Here is a 15,430-nt window from a genome sequence, read left to right as displayed (position 1 = left end):
TTCTGCAACTGTGTGAACTTGTGATTCATCAATCCGAAACTTGTTAACATTCGCTAAATATTGCCAAGCCTGAATTGAATTTTGACTTCAAGATGGCGCTTTCTGGCTGCGGGTCTGCTACACTATCCTCAAAGGAAGTGTGCAAGGAATGACCAAGTTTTATTTTGTACGGCATGGACAAACCGAGACGAATCTGGCACACCGCTTTAATGGCGGACGTACCGATACACCGCTAACGCCGTCTGGCCGTGCCGGAGCAATGGCAGTGGGACGATTTTTTGAAACAACCGGTTTTGCTGGCATCTATGCCAGTCCGATGCCGCGGGCACAAACCACCGCAAAGCTCATTGTGGCTCAAAGCAAGGTGGCCCAACCGGCAATCATTACCGAAGAAGATTTACGTGAAGTCGATTTGGGTCAGTGGGACGGTCGCCCTTTGGCAAAGGTTCAAGATGATCCCCAAATCGATAATTATTATCATAATCTGTTGGCATTTGATTATAAACGAATCGGCGCCGAATCGTTTGAACATGCGTTAACTCGCGGGCGCCGCGTGATCGCGCGAATCTATGACCAACATCCGGATGGCAAAGTCCTCGTGGTTGCCCATGGATTGTTGGGGATGCTGCTGCTGAGCACTTATCTTGGTGCAGACCTCAACAATGCCCGCGATGAAATGGCCATGCCGCCGAATAATAGCATTAGCGAAATCGATACCGATGACGGTGAAGAATTTACCCGCGGCACCTTGTGGGCGTTTGTCCCGAGCGCGTTATAGAACACGAAAGATCAGTTAATCATTTGTCCCCGCCGGAATGTGCTCTTTTTTCCCGCTTATCAAGCCAATATTTGGCGCTTCCCCCACGCGAGCGCTTACAATAGTAGTGGAGATGTATTGGCGCGTTAATGTGGGGTTCGTACACCAGCGTTGTGTGAGAATAGGCCGTCTTTAGATTATTAAATAATAATATAAAATCTTTTGATGGTCGCTCGTTTCATTTAATGTTAAAGCATAACGCCGTACATTAAAGGTGGGGGACATGATGTTAGATAATATCGGAAAATTAGTACATCAACAACGCCGCAGTTTGAACCTGACGATTGAAAAGCTGGCCGAGCGTTCGGGGGTCTCAGTCAGTCTGATATCCCGTATGGAACGCGGTGATGTCAACAACATCAGCGTTAAGAAGTTGACTGACATTGCACAAGCCTTAGACATGGAGGTCGGTGATTTCTTCATCGCACCGGAAATGAGCGACATCAATACGTTAGCGTTGGTGAAGTACTTGACTGGCTTGCCGGAAACCGAGCGAGCACGCGTTTCCGAGGTACTCATGCAGGTGATTAATCTTTGAGTGCGGTCATAGGTTGAAAATACGCCAGCAGCGGCTATGCGGCTGGCTAATTAGAAAATCGGTGCTGGCGGCAATTGTCGTTGGCACCGATTTTTCTTTGTCGTTGATTGGCGGCGTGCAGGCAGTGTCAAAAGGATGAGCGCTCTTGATGGCCGTTGCTCCGGTTAGGCATTTTGCGAGCGGGGCTGTTCGCTAATCAAAAAATCGCGTATACTTAGTGCACTGAATTCACATTCAAGGTAGCTAGCTAAGCCGCACGAAGTCTGTGGGCTGCCTGCTAAGTAAAAAGGAGGAAATAACTTCATGACATTCGAAGCAGTTTTACCATCACTGAAAAAAGGCCAAAAAGCCGTTCGAACCGGTTGGGAAGGCACCGAGTTGTATGTTCAGCTAGTTCCGGAAGGCAAATTTGAAGGCGACACGTTAAATCCGTATTTTCTGATCAAAACGGCGGACGAGGCCTTCAGTTTGTGGTCACCGACTGACTGTGACATTCTCGCTGAAGACTGGCAACTTGTTGACGCATGATAGCATTTGACTTTAGCGGCAAAACCGTCGTCGTGACTGGTGCGGCATCCGGCATCGGTGCGGCTCAAGCGACGGCGTTTACGGCAGCGGGAGCGCGGGTTATCGGCGTCGATCTTCAACCCATGACAGGGCTGGCCGTCACGATTCAGGCAGATGTCAGTCAGCATGCGACAGCAGAAACCATCGCCCGTGACTATGCACCTGATATTGTCTGCAACACGGCTGGCATTCTGGACAGCTATCAAGACGTCGCCGCCACTGATCTGGCAACTTGGCAACATATTCTTAACGTTGATCTCACCAGCCAGTTCCTGATGATCAAGGCGTTGTTACCAGGGATGCTCAAGCGTGGCCATGGCATTTTTATCAACATGAGCTCCATCGCCGGATTAGTCGGTGGCGGCGGAGGCGTGGCTTACACAGCCGCCAAGCACGCCGTTATCGGGCTTACCAAGCAGTTAGACCTCGATTACGCCGCAAGAGGCATTCGTGCCAATGCATTAGCACCAGGCGCCATTAACACGCCCATGAACGCCGCTGACTTCGCCGGTGACGCGAAAATGGCCGCGTGGGTGGCTGAGGAGACGCCGGCCAAGCGCTGGGCCAAACCAGAAGAAGTCGCCCGGGTATCCCTTTTTCTGGCCAGCGATGCCGCTGATTACATTCACGGCACCGTCATTCCTATTGACGGCGGTTGGTTAGAAAAGTAAACTTGAAACATTGTTAAGATGATGTTAATTGAATCGGAAGCGCACAACGCTTCCACGACGATACTTATTTCCTTTGATCGTCGTTATTACTGGCAAAGCCACAAAGGAGAACAATATGCAAACAACATCAATGTCCCATCGTTCAATCGTCAGTCTCACCAAAACCGCGATCGTCGCCGCAATCTATGTGGTCATGACCCTGATGCTCAGCCCGCTAAGCTTCGGTGTCGTCCAGGTCCGGTTCTCCGAGATGCTCAACTACACGGCGCTCTTTAATCGCCGGTACGTCTGGGCGGTTACGTTGGGTGTTTTTTTGGCCAATTTAGCCTCGCCAACCGCACTACTCGACGTCCCAGTCGGCACGCTAGGCACCCTCGTCTTCATCGTGATCAGTCGCTGGGCAGCCAAATTCGTCCACCAAAAATGGGCCAAATTCGCTATCATGGGCGTCCTCTTCGCCTTCTCGATGTTCACAGTCGCCGGCGAGCTCACAATCATGAGCAGGGTGCCATTCTGGGCGTCATACGCCACCATTGCCCTAGGTGAAGCTGTCTCAATGGCAGTCGGCGGTGTCGTGATGATGGTGCTGACCCGGTATGTGGACTTGGACAAATAAACTTAGCAGAAACCTGTTGGCTAGCGTTGTGAGGTAAAAAAAGTCGCACTGATCGCCGGCAGATTTAAGAATCAATCAAAAATAACACCGAGATGACGGAAAACTTCTCGGTGTTATTTTTAAAATTGAGGCTTATTTGAAGCGGGTTTGCAGACAAGAACAGGTGGCACGCTACTTCTTAAGCGTCTGCATGACATCCTTGGCAATCAACGTGTAATAATGCACCCGCCCGGCATCGTTAGGGTGAACCCCGTCGTCGGCAAACCAGTCATCATTGCCGCCAGCCAGGTAATACCAGTCAATCACATGCAGATTGCTGTGGGTCTTAGCAGCGGAATGAATCAGCTTATTCACCGGATCGATCCACGCTTTACCCGGCGCATACGCCGTCACCCAAAACACTTGGCGATTGCTGCCTAGCTGATCCAAAATGCCATTAATGTCCGATTCCGTCATCGGGCCATTCGTACCAAGGCTAATCACGACAGTATCGTCCAACTTGCCTTCCGACTTAAGCTGACTGATAATCGCGGGCGCTGCCTGCACTTGGCGGCCAACTTCGGCGTCAATCGACATCTTCGGGAACAACACCTTGAGATAGGCCGAGCTGCCCAGCATGACCGAGTCGCCAATGGCTGTCACCGGTAAATCTTTAGCCGCTGTGATCTCATTATCCGTCAGCCCATAAAGGCGGTATTGGTTCAGTACTTTTTCCTTTTTGACGCTGGTCTTGGCATCTTTCTGGATCTTCTGCCGTGTTTGTTGGTTCACCGCAATTGCCTGCTCGGACTGGTAATGGCGGAAATAAAAGAAGCCACCAACGCCAGCGATTAGCAAACCTAAAACAGTGCAAATCAAAACATCGCGAAATCGCAAACTACTCTTTTTCATTTAGAGATCCCCCAAACGCGTTGACTTCATTTTAAACTAAAAGTTAAAATGAAATGATTACAAATTTAGGTCATTCCCGCAACTTCTCCAAAAAATGTAAAGAGATTGTAATGGAATCGTTATCAGCGGTAACTATAATGGCTTAATAGCTTCTATTTTGCCCATGATTAAGCTCGATTTGTTACAAGCCGATTTAGCTAAATCATGAATGGGTGGACTTGATGCCACTTGCTAAGGTATTATGCTTTGGAGTGGTTTTTTAAATTTGGTCTTCGTTGCGAACTATATCGCATATTCGCAATTTAAAATTCGTTTTCAATTTTTGGGATTAGGTGGGGAAAGAGTTCATGAACAAACAGATCGACCTTTCACAGTTGTGGCAAATCTTCAAACGCAGCTTTCTGGCAATGATTATTCTTGGCATTGTCAGAATGGCAGCGGCTTATTTTGGTGCCAAGACCTTTATTGCACCAAAGTACGAGTCAGATACCTCACTGTTAGTTAATCGGAAACAGGATAATGATCCGAACATGCAATTGAATGCACAACAAGCAGATGTGCAACTTATCAATACATATAAGGACATTATTACGCGACCAGTTGTTTTACAGGCAGTTGCCAGTGACCTGACAAGTCCGCAAAAGGTGATGACCAAGAAAGCGGAAAAGGCAGTTTATGGTACGCGCTATAATGCCACGACCGGAATTCGAGAACGGTATGTTGTCGAAAAAGCAAAACCGGCCCAGTACAAACTGGAGCCTGCAAGGTATTCAAACTTAACGGCAGATGATCTAGCCCAAATGGTTTCGGTATCGACACAACAAAATTCACAAGTTTTTACGGTTAATGTTAAGGACACCGATCCGGTTCGCGCGCGTGATATTGCAAATGAGGTCGCCAAAGTTTTTGAACAGAAAATTGCGAAAATCATGAGCATTTCCAATGTGTCGGTTGTATCAAAGGCGACAGCTAACCCGACGCCTGTTTCACCGCGGTTAAAATTAATTGCCCTTGTTGGTCTGGTTGTCGGCGTTCTGGGCGCCTTCCTTTGGGGACTACTTCGAGAGTTAACCGATCAAACCGTTAAGGACATTGATTTCATCACAGATTCGCTTGGCTTGGTAGATTTAGGTGCTGTGAACTATGTCCAGCGAATGAAAGATATTGATGAGGTTATTCAGGCAACAAAAGCAAAATATGACGATGACGTAGACAGTTTTGCAGAGCCGGACCTTCCCCAACGAAGTCGTCGTCGAGTTTAAGAGAGGAAGAAAATGATGAACTGGCTATTTAAGTTTGGTTTTAAACGGAAACAAGAAGACCAGGAATCCCAAAAAAACGGGGTTATGTTAGTGACGTATGCTGAACCTAAACATGTTGTATCTGAACAGTATCGAACCGTTCGTACGAACATTGAATTTGCAGGTGCTGCTTTAGACAAGTGTCAGGTTGTGATGTTCACGTCTTCTACGATGTTTGAAGGCAAGTCAACAGTTTCAGCAAACGTTGCGGTTACATGGGCACAGGCAGGAAAGAAGGTTTTGCTTATCGATGCAGATCTTCGCCGGCCTACTGTTCACGCAACTTTTAGAAAACTTAATCTTGACGGCGTTACAACTGTGCTGACTGGGAAGTCAAAGCCAAGTGAGGTCGTGGAGGAAACATTCGTTGACAACCTAAGTATTATTCCTTCAGGACCCATTCCGCCTAACCCATCTGAATTATTAAATTCCAAACGGATGTCAGATTTATTAGATTGGACTCGTGAAAACTTTGATATCGTTGTCCTTGATGCTCCGCCTGTTTTAGCAGTGTCAGATGTACAGGTTTTAGTTCCGAAGACAGATGGGGTTGTCATTGTAACTAAAATCGGTCAGACACAAAAAAGTGATTTGCGGCGAACTGTTGAGGTTTTAAAATTGGCAAAAGCTAAAATTCTTGGCTCAGTCGAACGTGTGAAGTCACGACATGGTGATAAAGGCTACGGTTATGGCTATGGCTACGGTTATCAAAGTAATGCGTAAATTGTTTGTAGCTCGTGATTTACTAGTAGTATAAGTAACCTCGACATTTAGATGAATACGCATTGACTTAATTTGGGGGATTAACTATGAAGTTATTGATCGTTGGTGCTGGCCTATTCGGGGCTACAGTAGCTCGAGAACGCGCACTAAAAGGTGATACGGTTGATGTTCTTGAAAAAAGAGCACATGTAGCCGGTAACATCTATACCGAAAATATCGAAGGCATTCAAGTTCATAAATATGGTGCCCACATTTTTCACACAAGTAATCAAGCAGTTTGGGAATACATCAACCAGTTTGCAACCTTCAATCGATACACAAACGAAGTCATTGCCAACTATAAAGGTGAAATTTACAATCTACCTTTTAACATGAATACTTTTAATAAGATGTGGGGCGTCATCACCCCCGCTGAGGCAGAGGCCAAAATTACCGAACAAAGAGCAGTGATGGCCGGAAAAAAGCCGGAAAACCTTGAAGAGCAGGCAATTTCGCTTGTGGGTATTGATATTTATCGGAAGTTAATCAAGGACTATACCGCTAAACAGTGGGGGAGGGATCCAAAAGACCTCCCTTCATTCATTATCCGCCGCTTGCCGGTGAGGTTTACGTATGATAACAACTACTTCAATGATCGGTATCAAGGCATTCCAGAGGGCGGTTACACACAGATTGTTGAGAAAATGTTGGATCAGCCTAATATTCATGTTGAGCTCAATACTGACTTTTTGGATCACAAACAGGAATACTTAAACCGATACGATAAGGTTATTTATACTGGTATGATCGATCAGTTTTTTGATTATCGGTTGGGAACTTTGGAATACCGCAGTTTACGATTCGAAACCGAAGTTTTGAACATGGATAATTTTCAGGGAAATGCCGTTGTCAATTATACAGATGCCGACACACCGTTTACACGAATTATCGAACACAAACATTTTGAGTTTGGTAAAGGCAATTCTGGCAAGACGGTGATTACACATGAATATCCGGCCAATTGGTCAAAAGGTGACGAACCATATTATCCGGTCAATAATACGGAGAATAACCATTTATTTACGAGCTACCGCGAACTGGCTGCTAAGGAAACGCCACAAGTTGCTTTCGGCGGACGATTAGGCCTCTATCGCTATTACAATATGGATCAGGTTGTTGCAGCAGCTTTACAATTTCTACAAGGCGACTTTTTTAACAAAAAGTAGGCTGCCGATGAGCTGACTCTTTGTTGATAATACGTAGAAATGAGGTGGATCGTCACGAAAGTTGTCAAGAATCTCCTGTGGAACATGGGGTACCAGGTTTTTATCCTCTTGTTGCCGATCGTCACGATCCCATATGTTTCACGTGTTCTTGGGCCAACCGGAATCGGAATTAATGCTTTCACCAATTCAATTGTTCAGTACTTTGTTCTGTTTGGAACACTTGGGCTGACGATGTACGGTAATCGCGAAGTGGCCTATCAACGTGATCACCCCAAAAGGCTTTCAAGTTTATTTTGGGAGTTGACGTTGCTTCGTATAGGTACAACGGGCATTGCCACACTATGCTACGTTGGGTTCATTATAGTAGCAGGGGAGTATCAGACTTTTTATTTGATTCAAGGCCTCTTGCTGGTTGCAACCGCAATTGATGTTTCCTGGTTTTTTCAAGGGCTTGAGGAATTCAGGATCACTGTACTAAGAAATACACTGGTTAAGATAATTTCTCTGATATTGATCTTCGCATTGATCAAAACAAAGAATGACCTTGGGCTGTATATTTTGATTCTGACTGGTTCACAAGTGTTAGGGAATATGACCTTACTTCCGTATTTGAAACGGTATGTCAGGTTGCCACATCTATCAGATTTAAAGTTGGCAAACCACTTGCGGCCAACCCTCGAAATGTTTATACCCCAAATCGCGACTCAGGTTTATTTACAACTCAACAAGACTATGCTGGGCGCACTAATAGGCGTACAGGCTTCGGGGTTTTATGACAACTCGGATAAAATCGTAAAGATTATTCTAGCAATTGTGACGGCGACCGGGACAGTTCTTTTACCCCACACCGCGCACAGCTTTGCGCAGGGAAAACATGATGAAGTCGAAGAATCATTAAATAAGTCAATGCACTTTATTTTAGTTATCGCTTTCCCTTTAGCAACCGGATTGGCTGGCATAGCGCCTGTGTTTACGCGGATTTTCTTTGGGAGAGGATTCGACCCTGTTTCCGATTTGTTGGTCATTGAGTCAATTGTTATTATTCTTATAGGGATTAGTAATGCAACCGGGGTTCAGTATTTGCTCCCGACAAATCAACTTAAGCCATTCACGACCTCCGTTGTTTTGGGTTCAATTTCGAATATAATACTAAATGTCCCGCTCATTTTAGTTTTGGGAAGCAACGGCGCCATGATAGCGACGGTTCTCTCAGAATTGCTCGTGACTGTTTATCAACTTTCAAGGGTAAAAAACCAGATCAGACTTTATGTTATTTTCCGCGAAGTCTGGAAATATATGGTGGCTGCTCTCATTATGGGTGTAAGCGTTCGGATCTTCATCAGTGTGCTGTCGTTGTCCAGTCTTATGGCTTTGTTTGGCGCGATCATCTATGGGGCTTTGGTTTATACGGTAGCGTTGTTCATGTTCCGTCCGGTTGTACTACTGAAGATGCTGGCATCTTTAAAAAAGCTACACTAATTGGTAATTGCTTTACTTCAAGGAAAAGTTTCCTGTCCAACTCGGACATGGTTAAAAGATTAAGTGCAGAAAATGTAAGGAGAAAGAATGCTCCCATTAGCCTTTACTTTAGTTCTGATTTTAATTTTAGCGTATTTTTTGAATAATCGAGAATTAATGTCTCCTGCCGTCTTGTACTCAGGCGCATTTGCATTTAGCGGCTTGTGGGCATTAGCTTATGCGGGCAAATGGTTCTTAGAGCCGTCATCTTTAACCGTTTTGGTTTTAGTTGGTGGTGGGCTTGAGTTCGTTTTTGTTGCATGGGCTATCCATATCTTTTTTGGTTCCTTGCGATCCAGACAAATGGCAAATGAGGTAAATTTAGATTATTCATCGAGCGACGCGCAGGCAGACACAAAGGAAGATAAAATCGAGCCGCTGACAGTTGCCCCCTGGAAAATGGCTTTTGTCATTTTTGTCATATTTGTTGGTATCATGTACACGATCTATTCAATAAAGAAAATAGGGACTGGTATGTCTTTACGAGATGCCATCTATTACGTGCGAGTTCAGACGATTTTTACGGTTAACGGTAATACGTTGCCGCGAACAGTCAGCATTATCAGGAACTTTTCGATAAGTTGTGGCTTCTTTTTTGGGTATCTCTTGGCTCGAGAAAGAGTTTATTTTCATAAATGGTCTATATCGAATTTGATTATCGTCTTATTAGCTATCGTGACAACGTTGCTAATGGGTGACCGGACAGAGATGATCATTTTCCTGATAGCTATATTCTGTTACTTTTATTTTTTATCGAGGTCCCAGAAAAATTGGTCAAGGCCTAATAATAAGAAATTTATATTAGGTGTTGTGGCAGTGGGTGTCGTTGTTTTACTGGCGTTTCCCGAAATTGCCAAGCTTTTAGGTCGGGAAAGTGATGCAGGATCCAACAGCCTTGACTATTTGTCTGTTTATATTGGTGCAGAAATAAAAAATCTCGACAGCTTTTTGCGCAATACAACCATCCCTGTTTTTGGTTCGGTTTGGGGAAGCCAGACTTTCGTGAACATTCTTCCCTGGTTTGCGAAGCTTTTTAATTTTACCTTACCGGCTGAAGGCTTGAATTTGCCTTTTCAGAGTGTGAACGGTGTTTACCTCGGGAATGTTTATACGACTTATTACGCATATCTTTATGACTTTGGAATTTGGGGTGTATTTACCTTAGTTCCCGTTATGGCCGGAATAAGCCAAGTGTTTTTTGAGCGAGTACTTGCAACCAGGAATCCAAATCATGTGCCTTACAGTATTTTAATTTATTCAAATATTGTTAGTGCGCTTGTATTATCCTTCTTTTCTAATAAGTTTTTCGAACAAATATTTGCTCGTTCCTTTATCTTAGTCATGATTTTCTGGGTCTTTTTAAATTTCTTTATTTTTGAGACAGGGATCCGCCAATCGAGAACACGAGATTAGTGAAGTTTTAGTGTGTATACGGAAGCGCAGAAGGGGGTACTTATGAGTTGCTTCAATATTCAGTCAATTAACAATACTGTCGATGGTCAGGCAACTGCCGTCAGTAAGCCAATTGGTGATGCGATTAAAACCCTAGCTAAATTAGGATCCAATGACATGGGGTCAATCGATTCATTGCCTAATATTTTTAGTAGAAAGTTGATCTCTTACAAGCAGTTGCGAACTTATTTTAGAGATGTTAGTGCAGGCGATACGATTTTCGTTCAATACCCTTTGTATATTTCCTATCCTGCCTTTCTACAGGTTATCTATTACCTCCGATTCTTTAAACGCTGTAGGCTCGTGTTTATTATCCATGATATTAACTCCCTGCGTATTGATTCAGACGCAGGACTTAGAGGTATGGGGCATACAAACAACGCGACACTTTCGCTGAAAAACGAGCTGAGAATACTTAAACTCGCATCTGATATTTTGGTACCAACAGAAGCTATGCGCGAGTTCATTATGAATACAAAAAAAGTTTCAGCTAACATAGTGGTTTTTGGCATGTACGAATACTTATCTAATTCTCTAAAAATGCCTGTTTTTCAGAATCAGCCAACCATGATATTTGCCGGAAATTTGAATAAGGCAGGTTTTTTAAGCAAACTACACCAGTCAGATTTCCACTATGAAATCTATGGGAAACGACCTGCTACTTTTGACTTACCTAGCAGCCTTGATTACCGAGGCTCTTTTCCTTCCGACGAACTAGTTAGCCAGTTTACTGGAGGCTTTGGTTTGGTTTGGGACGGAATTTCCGCAAATGACATATCCGGAGTCATGGGTAACTATTTACGTTACAACAGTCCGTTTAAAGCATCTATGTTTTTAGCTAGCGGGATTCCTGTTGTTGTTTGGAAACAGGCTGCCATTGCGAACTTCATTGATCAGCATCACCTTGGTATAACAGTTGATTCATTATCTGAGGCTGAGTTGATTATAAAGCATCTGACTGATAAACAATATGCCGAGTTTGCCGGGAATGCCCGTACTTTTGGGCTTCAGTTGAGGAAAGGTGCCAGATTCTTAAGCGTTCTTGAAGACACGGTCAATCCTGGCAAATGAATCAGTTGGGCCAACGGATAAGGAGGAATCTTTAAGTGAAGGTTTTGCTGGTGGGAGATTTTCAATACGGTAGCGGCATGACTGTTTATATGATGAATACATACAGACAACTTTCGAAGAGCGGGGTTGACGTGGAATGCCTTAGTTATTCCGGAAAGCGTGACTTTGAAAAAGAGACAGATGCCTTAGGATGGCCCATGCATTACGTGACGCGTGTAGGCAAAAATCCGATTAAACACTGGATAGATTGGGCGTGTTTTTGCAAAAAGCACCGAAACTCGTACGATATTATTCACTTTAATTTCTCTTCGTCTTGGAATTTTCTACCAGTTGTTTTCGCGCATCGATTTACAAAAGCAAAAATCGTTTTGCAGTCACACAACACTGACTACAGTAAGCCGATTAAATCCAGAGCTTTGAGGATTGCATTAGATATGGTGAATGGCTACGGTAGGCGGATCTTTTCTAAGATTAGCGACTTAAAACTTGGCGTTTCGACTGAAAGCTTAAGCTGGATGTTTGGCAGCGATACGCATGCGCTTGTTTTAAAAAATGGTATTGACCTCTCTAAATTTTCTTTTTCTGAGAAAGCGCGTTTAAGCTTGCGAGAATCGCTCAAAGTTGAGAACAGTACTTGGCTTGTTGGAATGGTTGGTGTTCTAACAGAACGTAAGAATCCTTTTTTCTCTCTAAAAATATTTGAGGAACTCCACACAGGGCATCCAAACAGTCATCTTGTTATTATTGGCAGTGGGGAACTTCAAGGGCAACTTGAACAGGAAGTTCATGCAAAAAATCTTGAGTCAGCTGTTTCATTTATAAAGCATACTAACGTTACAAATGAATGGTATGCGGCGTTTGATATCTTACTTTTTCCATCGCTTTTTGAGGGGTTCGGCTTTGTTCCTCTTGAAGCACAGGCCGCTGGGCTTCAAGTTATTTCGTCTGATCAGATTCCTACTGACGTTATGTTAACCAATAGCATCATAGGCTTGACGTTAAGTGAACCTGAAATATGGATTGCCAATGTGATTTCATATTTACATAAATTGCCTGTGGAACGTAAGGCAATTAGTCAGAGAAACATAAAATTGATTGATGAGGCAGGCTATTCAATAGTGTCATCTGCCGCCACTCTCCAACAAGTATTTAAAAGACTGTTGATCCAGCAAGGGGGTCGTAATGATGCACAACAAGAGAAAAACTAGAATGCTTGTCATCCTGCCTTTCTTATCCGGAGAGGGTGGCACTGAAACCGTCGTTAACGAATGGGTATCACATTTCGAAGATTCGCCAGATTTTAGGATGACATTTCTTCTTCCTCAAGGCTCAATGCGTGATCACTGGTATCCATCTTCCAAGTGCATTAAGGTTTTTAAACTAGCGCAAGCTTTCAGAAATGTGCGATTCGTTCGGAATGCGTTTGGTGCAATTTGGCTTGCCTTCGCAATACTTTTCACTTCGGCGGATGAAGTGATTTGTTTAAGCACAAAATTGATTTATGAGGTTTCTTTCTTAAAAAAAGTATTCCACAAAAAGTTTAAAATAGTTTCATGGATTCATTTTTCCTTACGCCATGGTCAGGATATAAACTTAAATGATCTTAAGAAAGCGGATTATCATTTAGCCATCAGTTCTGGGATTCAACGACAGATGCATGAGATTGGTATCAAGGATTCAAATATTGGGCTTGTTTACAATCCTATTGCACCATCGACTACTGTCGTGCCTCCAACTACGGATTTCCCCTTTAAGTTCGTTTATATCGGGCGAATCTTCATCGACGGCCAAAAAAATTTGGGGGAACTCATCGCTGGTCTGAGTGCTCTCAATAAAAGTACCACCCGATGGACGCTGGATGTATTTGGCGATGGACCTGATATGACAGAACTTAAGAAATTGGTCGCGCAAAAAGGCATTGCGGATAAGATCACTTTTCATGGTTGGGTCAAGCGGCCATTCGACCGATTAACCAGTGCTGACTGTTTGCTTCTAACCTCAAAATACGAGGGATTTGTATTGGTTCTAGGTGAAGCGATTGCACGGGGAATACCGGTCATTAGTTCGGATTGTCCAACCGGACCTGACGATATTGTGAATGATGACAATGGTTACCTTTATCCGCCGGGTGATGTGTCAACATTGACAGACAGACTGATCGCTGTTGCTAATGGGGAGCGGCTTTTTGACCATCATAAATTGCCAAAAACCATTTCCAAATTTTATCCCGAATTATATTTTAAGCGTCTTGAAAAATTCCTTGTAGATTTTTCAAATTAGGTTCAAGATCAGTTGACGGCGAGGTTGTCGACTGTGATCGGTATTTTTCGATTGTCAAATTTGCAGGAACCCTTTCAATCAGTTTAAGGAGCGTTAAAAAATGCATATCAGTGTCCTTGTTGCAACTCACAAACCCTACCGTATGCCTTCAGATCCTGCTTATATGCCGATATTCGTAGGTAGCAGTCTTCATTCAGAAATTCCGAATGGGTATCAACGTGATGACCAAGGCATCAATATATCGGATAAGAATCCGCATTATAACGAAGTAACCGCGATATATTGGGCAACTCAAAATCTCACGGCAGACGCAATTGGGTTGGTTCACTATCGTCGATATTTCTCTAAGCGTTCTTTTGGACAGAAAAAAGACTTTTCATCGATCTTACATAAACCTCAGATTGAAGAGTTACTAAAGCAATCAAGCATTATCGTCCCCAAACCGCGAAATTATTACATTGAAACAATTGAGTCTCATTATCGGCATAGCCATAGCGCCATCGGTATTGACGCTCTGTATGAGGTTATTGAACAGCAGCCGGCTGAATATCGCGAAAGCTTTTCCAAAGTCATGCATTCGAAAAAAGCACACATGTTTAATATGTTTATCATGCGCCGAGAAGAATTTATGGCATATTCTTATTGGCTATTTTCCATCTTATTTGCAGTTGAAGCCAAAATTGATTTTTCTAAACTCCAAGGCAATGAAAGTCGCGTGATGGGCTTTCTCGCCGAATTACTAATGGATACCTGGCTTTTGGCTAATAAGAAAACGTATGTGGAATGCCCAGTGATGTTCATGGAGAATGAGCATATTGTCAAAAAAGCACGCAATCTTGTTTTAAACAAATTAACAGGGACACATGTTAATTTGGACACGCACATTTGAACCAAATCAGTTAACGCGTTTAGCAAGTGAGCCAATTATTGACAATTCAGTCAGAGTTTTTGTCAGAATTGTCACAAGGTTAATAATTTGCTCATATCACTTTTACTTTCATGTATAATGGTGACATGCAGAAGAACATTAGCTGGAATTTTAAATCAATATAACTTGCTCTAAGAGTTATAATGTTATAACATGTTTCTGAACAAGTTTCGGGGGAAACTATTTGTTTGTGTTAATGTACACATTTGGAGGGGTAGCTATTGGAAACGACAAGTGACCGCAACCAAATTCAATTTGAAAAGGTTGATCTTGGAAGCTTAACACTTACTTATTTACGTGAGAAAAGATGCTTTGACGTTATTGTGAGTTCGCTTTCACTTGTGCTACTTAGCGGTGTTTTTTTGGTTATTGCACTATTGATTAAGCTTGATGATCCGCGAGGCAAAGTGTTTTATTCACAAACTCGTCTTGGAAAAGATGGTCGGGAATTCCAAATGTGGAAGTTTCGATCCATGGTCGCCAACGCTGATAAGATGGTTGACAAATTGCTTTCAAAAAATGATGTTGACGGTGCTATGTTTAAAATAAAAAGCGATCCGCGAATTACTCGAGTTGGTCGCGTTTTACGCAAATACAGTCTCGATGAATTACCGCAATTCTACAACGTATTGCGTGGCGATATGAGTTTGGTTGGGCCTCGCCCACCGCTACCTCGTGAAGTTGCCAATTATACAAGCTATGATCGGCAACGGTTAATGGTCATCCCTGGTATTACCGGTCTATGGCAGGTTTCTGGTCGAAGTGATCTTAGCTTTGAAGAGATGGTGGCGTTAGATTTGCGCTACATTGAACACGCCTGTTTTTTTCAAGATATTAAGATCTTGTTCAAAA

General features: G+C 43.4%; 16 protein-coding genes and 1 riboswitch. Of the genes, 15 read left to right on the top strand and 1 reads right to left on the bottom strand.

The genetic code is table 11. From position 1 onward, the window contains the following. The first annotated feature begins 148 nt into the window (after positions 1–148). From GSO_RS09790 to GSO_RS09770, 5 genes are all read left to right on the top strand, one after another. Entirely contained in the window at positions 149–778 is a 630-nt protein-coding gene (locus GSO_RS09790; RefSeq protein WP_010491622.1) for a histidine phosphatase family protein, read from the top strand. Between the two features lie 265 nt (positions 779–1,043). After that, positions 1,044–1,355: a helix-turn-helix domain-containing protein gene (locus GSO_RS09785; protein ID WP_010491620.1), complete on the top strand. Its 312-nt coding sequence runs from the start codon at positions 1,044–1,046 to the stop codon at positions 1,353–1,355. Positions 1,356–1,658: 303 nt separating this feature from the next. Continuing rightward, complete coding sequence (locus GSO_RS09780) at positions 1,659–1,883, top strand: DUF2829 domain-containing protein (RefSeq protein WP_010491618.1); 225 nt, start codon at positions 1,659–1,661, stop codon at positions 1,881–1,883. Further along, positions 1,880–2,593: a 3-oxoacyl-ACP reductase gene (locus tag GSO_RS09775; protein ID WP_010491616.1), complete on the top strand. Its 714-nt coding sequence runs from the start codon at positions 1,880–1,882 to the stop codon at positions 2,591–2,593. The genes GSO_RS09780 and GSO_RS09775 overlap by 4 nt, the downstream gene beginning before the upstream one ends. A 19-nt stretch (positions 2,594–2,612) precedes the next feature. Next, positions 2,613–2,711, top strand: a riboswitch (PreQ1 riboswitch). Then, on the top strand, positions 2,709–3,209 hold the full coding sequence (locus GSO_RS09770; protein WP_010491614.1) for a QueT transporter family protein: 501 nt from the start codon (positions 2,709–2,711) through the stop codon (positions 3,207–3,209). It overlaps the preceding riboswitch by 3 nt. Before the next feature lie 171 nt (positions 3,210–3,380). On the opposite strand, the gene GSO_RS09765 is transcribed toward GSO_RS09770, so the two are convergent. Then, on the bottom strand, positions 3,381–4,100 hold the full coding sequence (locus tag GSO_RS09765) for an SGNH/GDSL hydrolase family protein (protein WP_010491612.1): 720 nt from the start codon (positions 4,098–4,100) through the stop codon (positions 3,381–3,383). A gap of 347 nt (positions 4,101–4,447) precedes the next feature. On the opposite strand from GSO_RS09765, the gene GSO_RS09760 reads away from it, so the two are divergent. From GSO_RS09760 to GSO_RS09715, 10 genes are all read left to right on the top strand, one after another. Further along, a complete protein-coding gene (locus GSO_RS09760; RefSeq protein ID WP_010491610.1) occupies positions 4,448–5,362 on the top strand; it encodes a YveK family protein in 915 nt (304 codons plus the stop codon). A gap of 15 nt (positions 5,363–5,377) precedes the next feature. Further along, a complete protein-coding gene (locus tag GSO_RS09755; RefSeq protein WP_010491608.1) occupies positions 5,378–6,124 on the top strand; it encodes a CpsD/CapB family tyrosine-protein kinase in 747 nt (248 codons plus the stop codon). An 86-nt stretch (positions 6,125–6,210) separates the two neighbouring features. Continuing rightward, positions 6,211–7,329, top strand: coding sequence for a UDP-galactopyranose mutase (gene glf, locus GSO_RS09750; protein ID WP_010491606.1), 1,119 nt, complete (start codon positions 6,211–6,213; stop codon positions 7,327–7,329). Positions 7,330–7,368: 39 nt separating this feature from the next. Continuing rightward, entirely contained in the window at positions 7,369–8,808 is a 1,440-nt protein-coding gene (locus GSO_RS09745; protein WP_010491604.1) for a flippase, read from the top strand. Positions 8,809–8,895: 87 nt separating this feature from the next. Next, positions 8,896–10,260 carry an O-antigen polymerase gene (locus GSO_RS09740; RefSeq protein ID WP_010491602.1) on the top strand — a complete coding sequence of 455 codons (1,365 nt, stop codon included), beginning with the start codon at positions 8,896–8,898 and terminating at the stop codon, positions 10,258–10,260. A 42-nt stretch (positions 10,261–10,302) separates the two neighbouring features. After that, the gene (locus GSO_RS09735) at positions 10,303–11,370 is read left to right on the top strand and encodes a glycosyltransferase (RefSeq protein ID WP_010491599.1); all 1,068 of its coding nucleotides are present in this window, start codon (positions 10,303–10,305) and stop codon (positions 11,368–11,370) included. Positions 11,371–11,405: 35 nt separating this feature from the next. Beyond that, positions 11,406–12,578, top strand: coding sequence for a glycosyltransferase (locus GSO_RS15895; protein WP_010491597.1), 1,173 nt, complete (start codon positions 11,406–11,408; stop codon positions 12,576–12,578). Continuing rightward, positions 12,553–13,650, top strand: coding sequence for a glycosyltransferase (locus tag GSO_RS15890; protein WP_081483711.1), 1,098 nt, complete (start codon positions 12,553–12,555; stop codon positions 13,648–13,650). Before GSO_RS15895 ends, GSO_RS15890 begins: the two co-directional genes overlap by 26 nt. A 100-nt stretch (positions 13,651–13,750) precedes the next feature. Then, positions 13,751–14,539, top strand: coding sequence for a DUF4422 domain-containing protein (locus GSO_RS09720; protein ID WP_010491593.1), 789 nt, complete (start codon positions 13,751–13,753; stop codon positions 14,537–14,539). Positions 14,540–14,799: 260 nt separating this feature from the next. Then, on the top strand, positions 14,800–15,430 hold a 631-nt coding region (locus tag GSO_RS09715), incomplete at its 3' end, for a sugar transferase (RefSeq protein ID WP_010491591.1).

The sequence above is a fragment of the Lacticaseibacillus zeae DSM 20178 = KCTC 3804 genome (assembly GCF_000260435.1).
GTDB lineage: Bacteria > Bacillota > Bacilli > Lactobacillales > Lactobacillaceae > Lacticaseibacillus > Lacticaseibacillus zeae.
The sequence above is the reverse complement of the archived record's forward strand: the minus strand, read 5'-3'. Positions and strand labels throughout refer to the sequence as shown.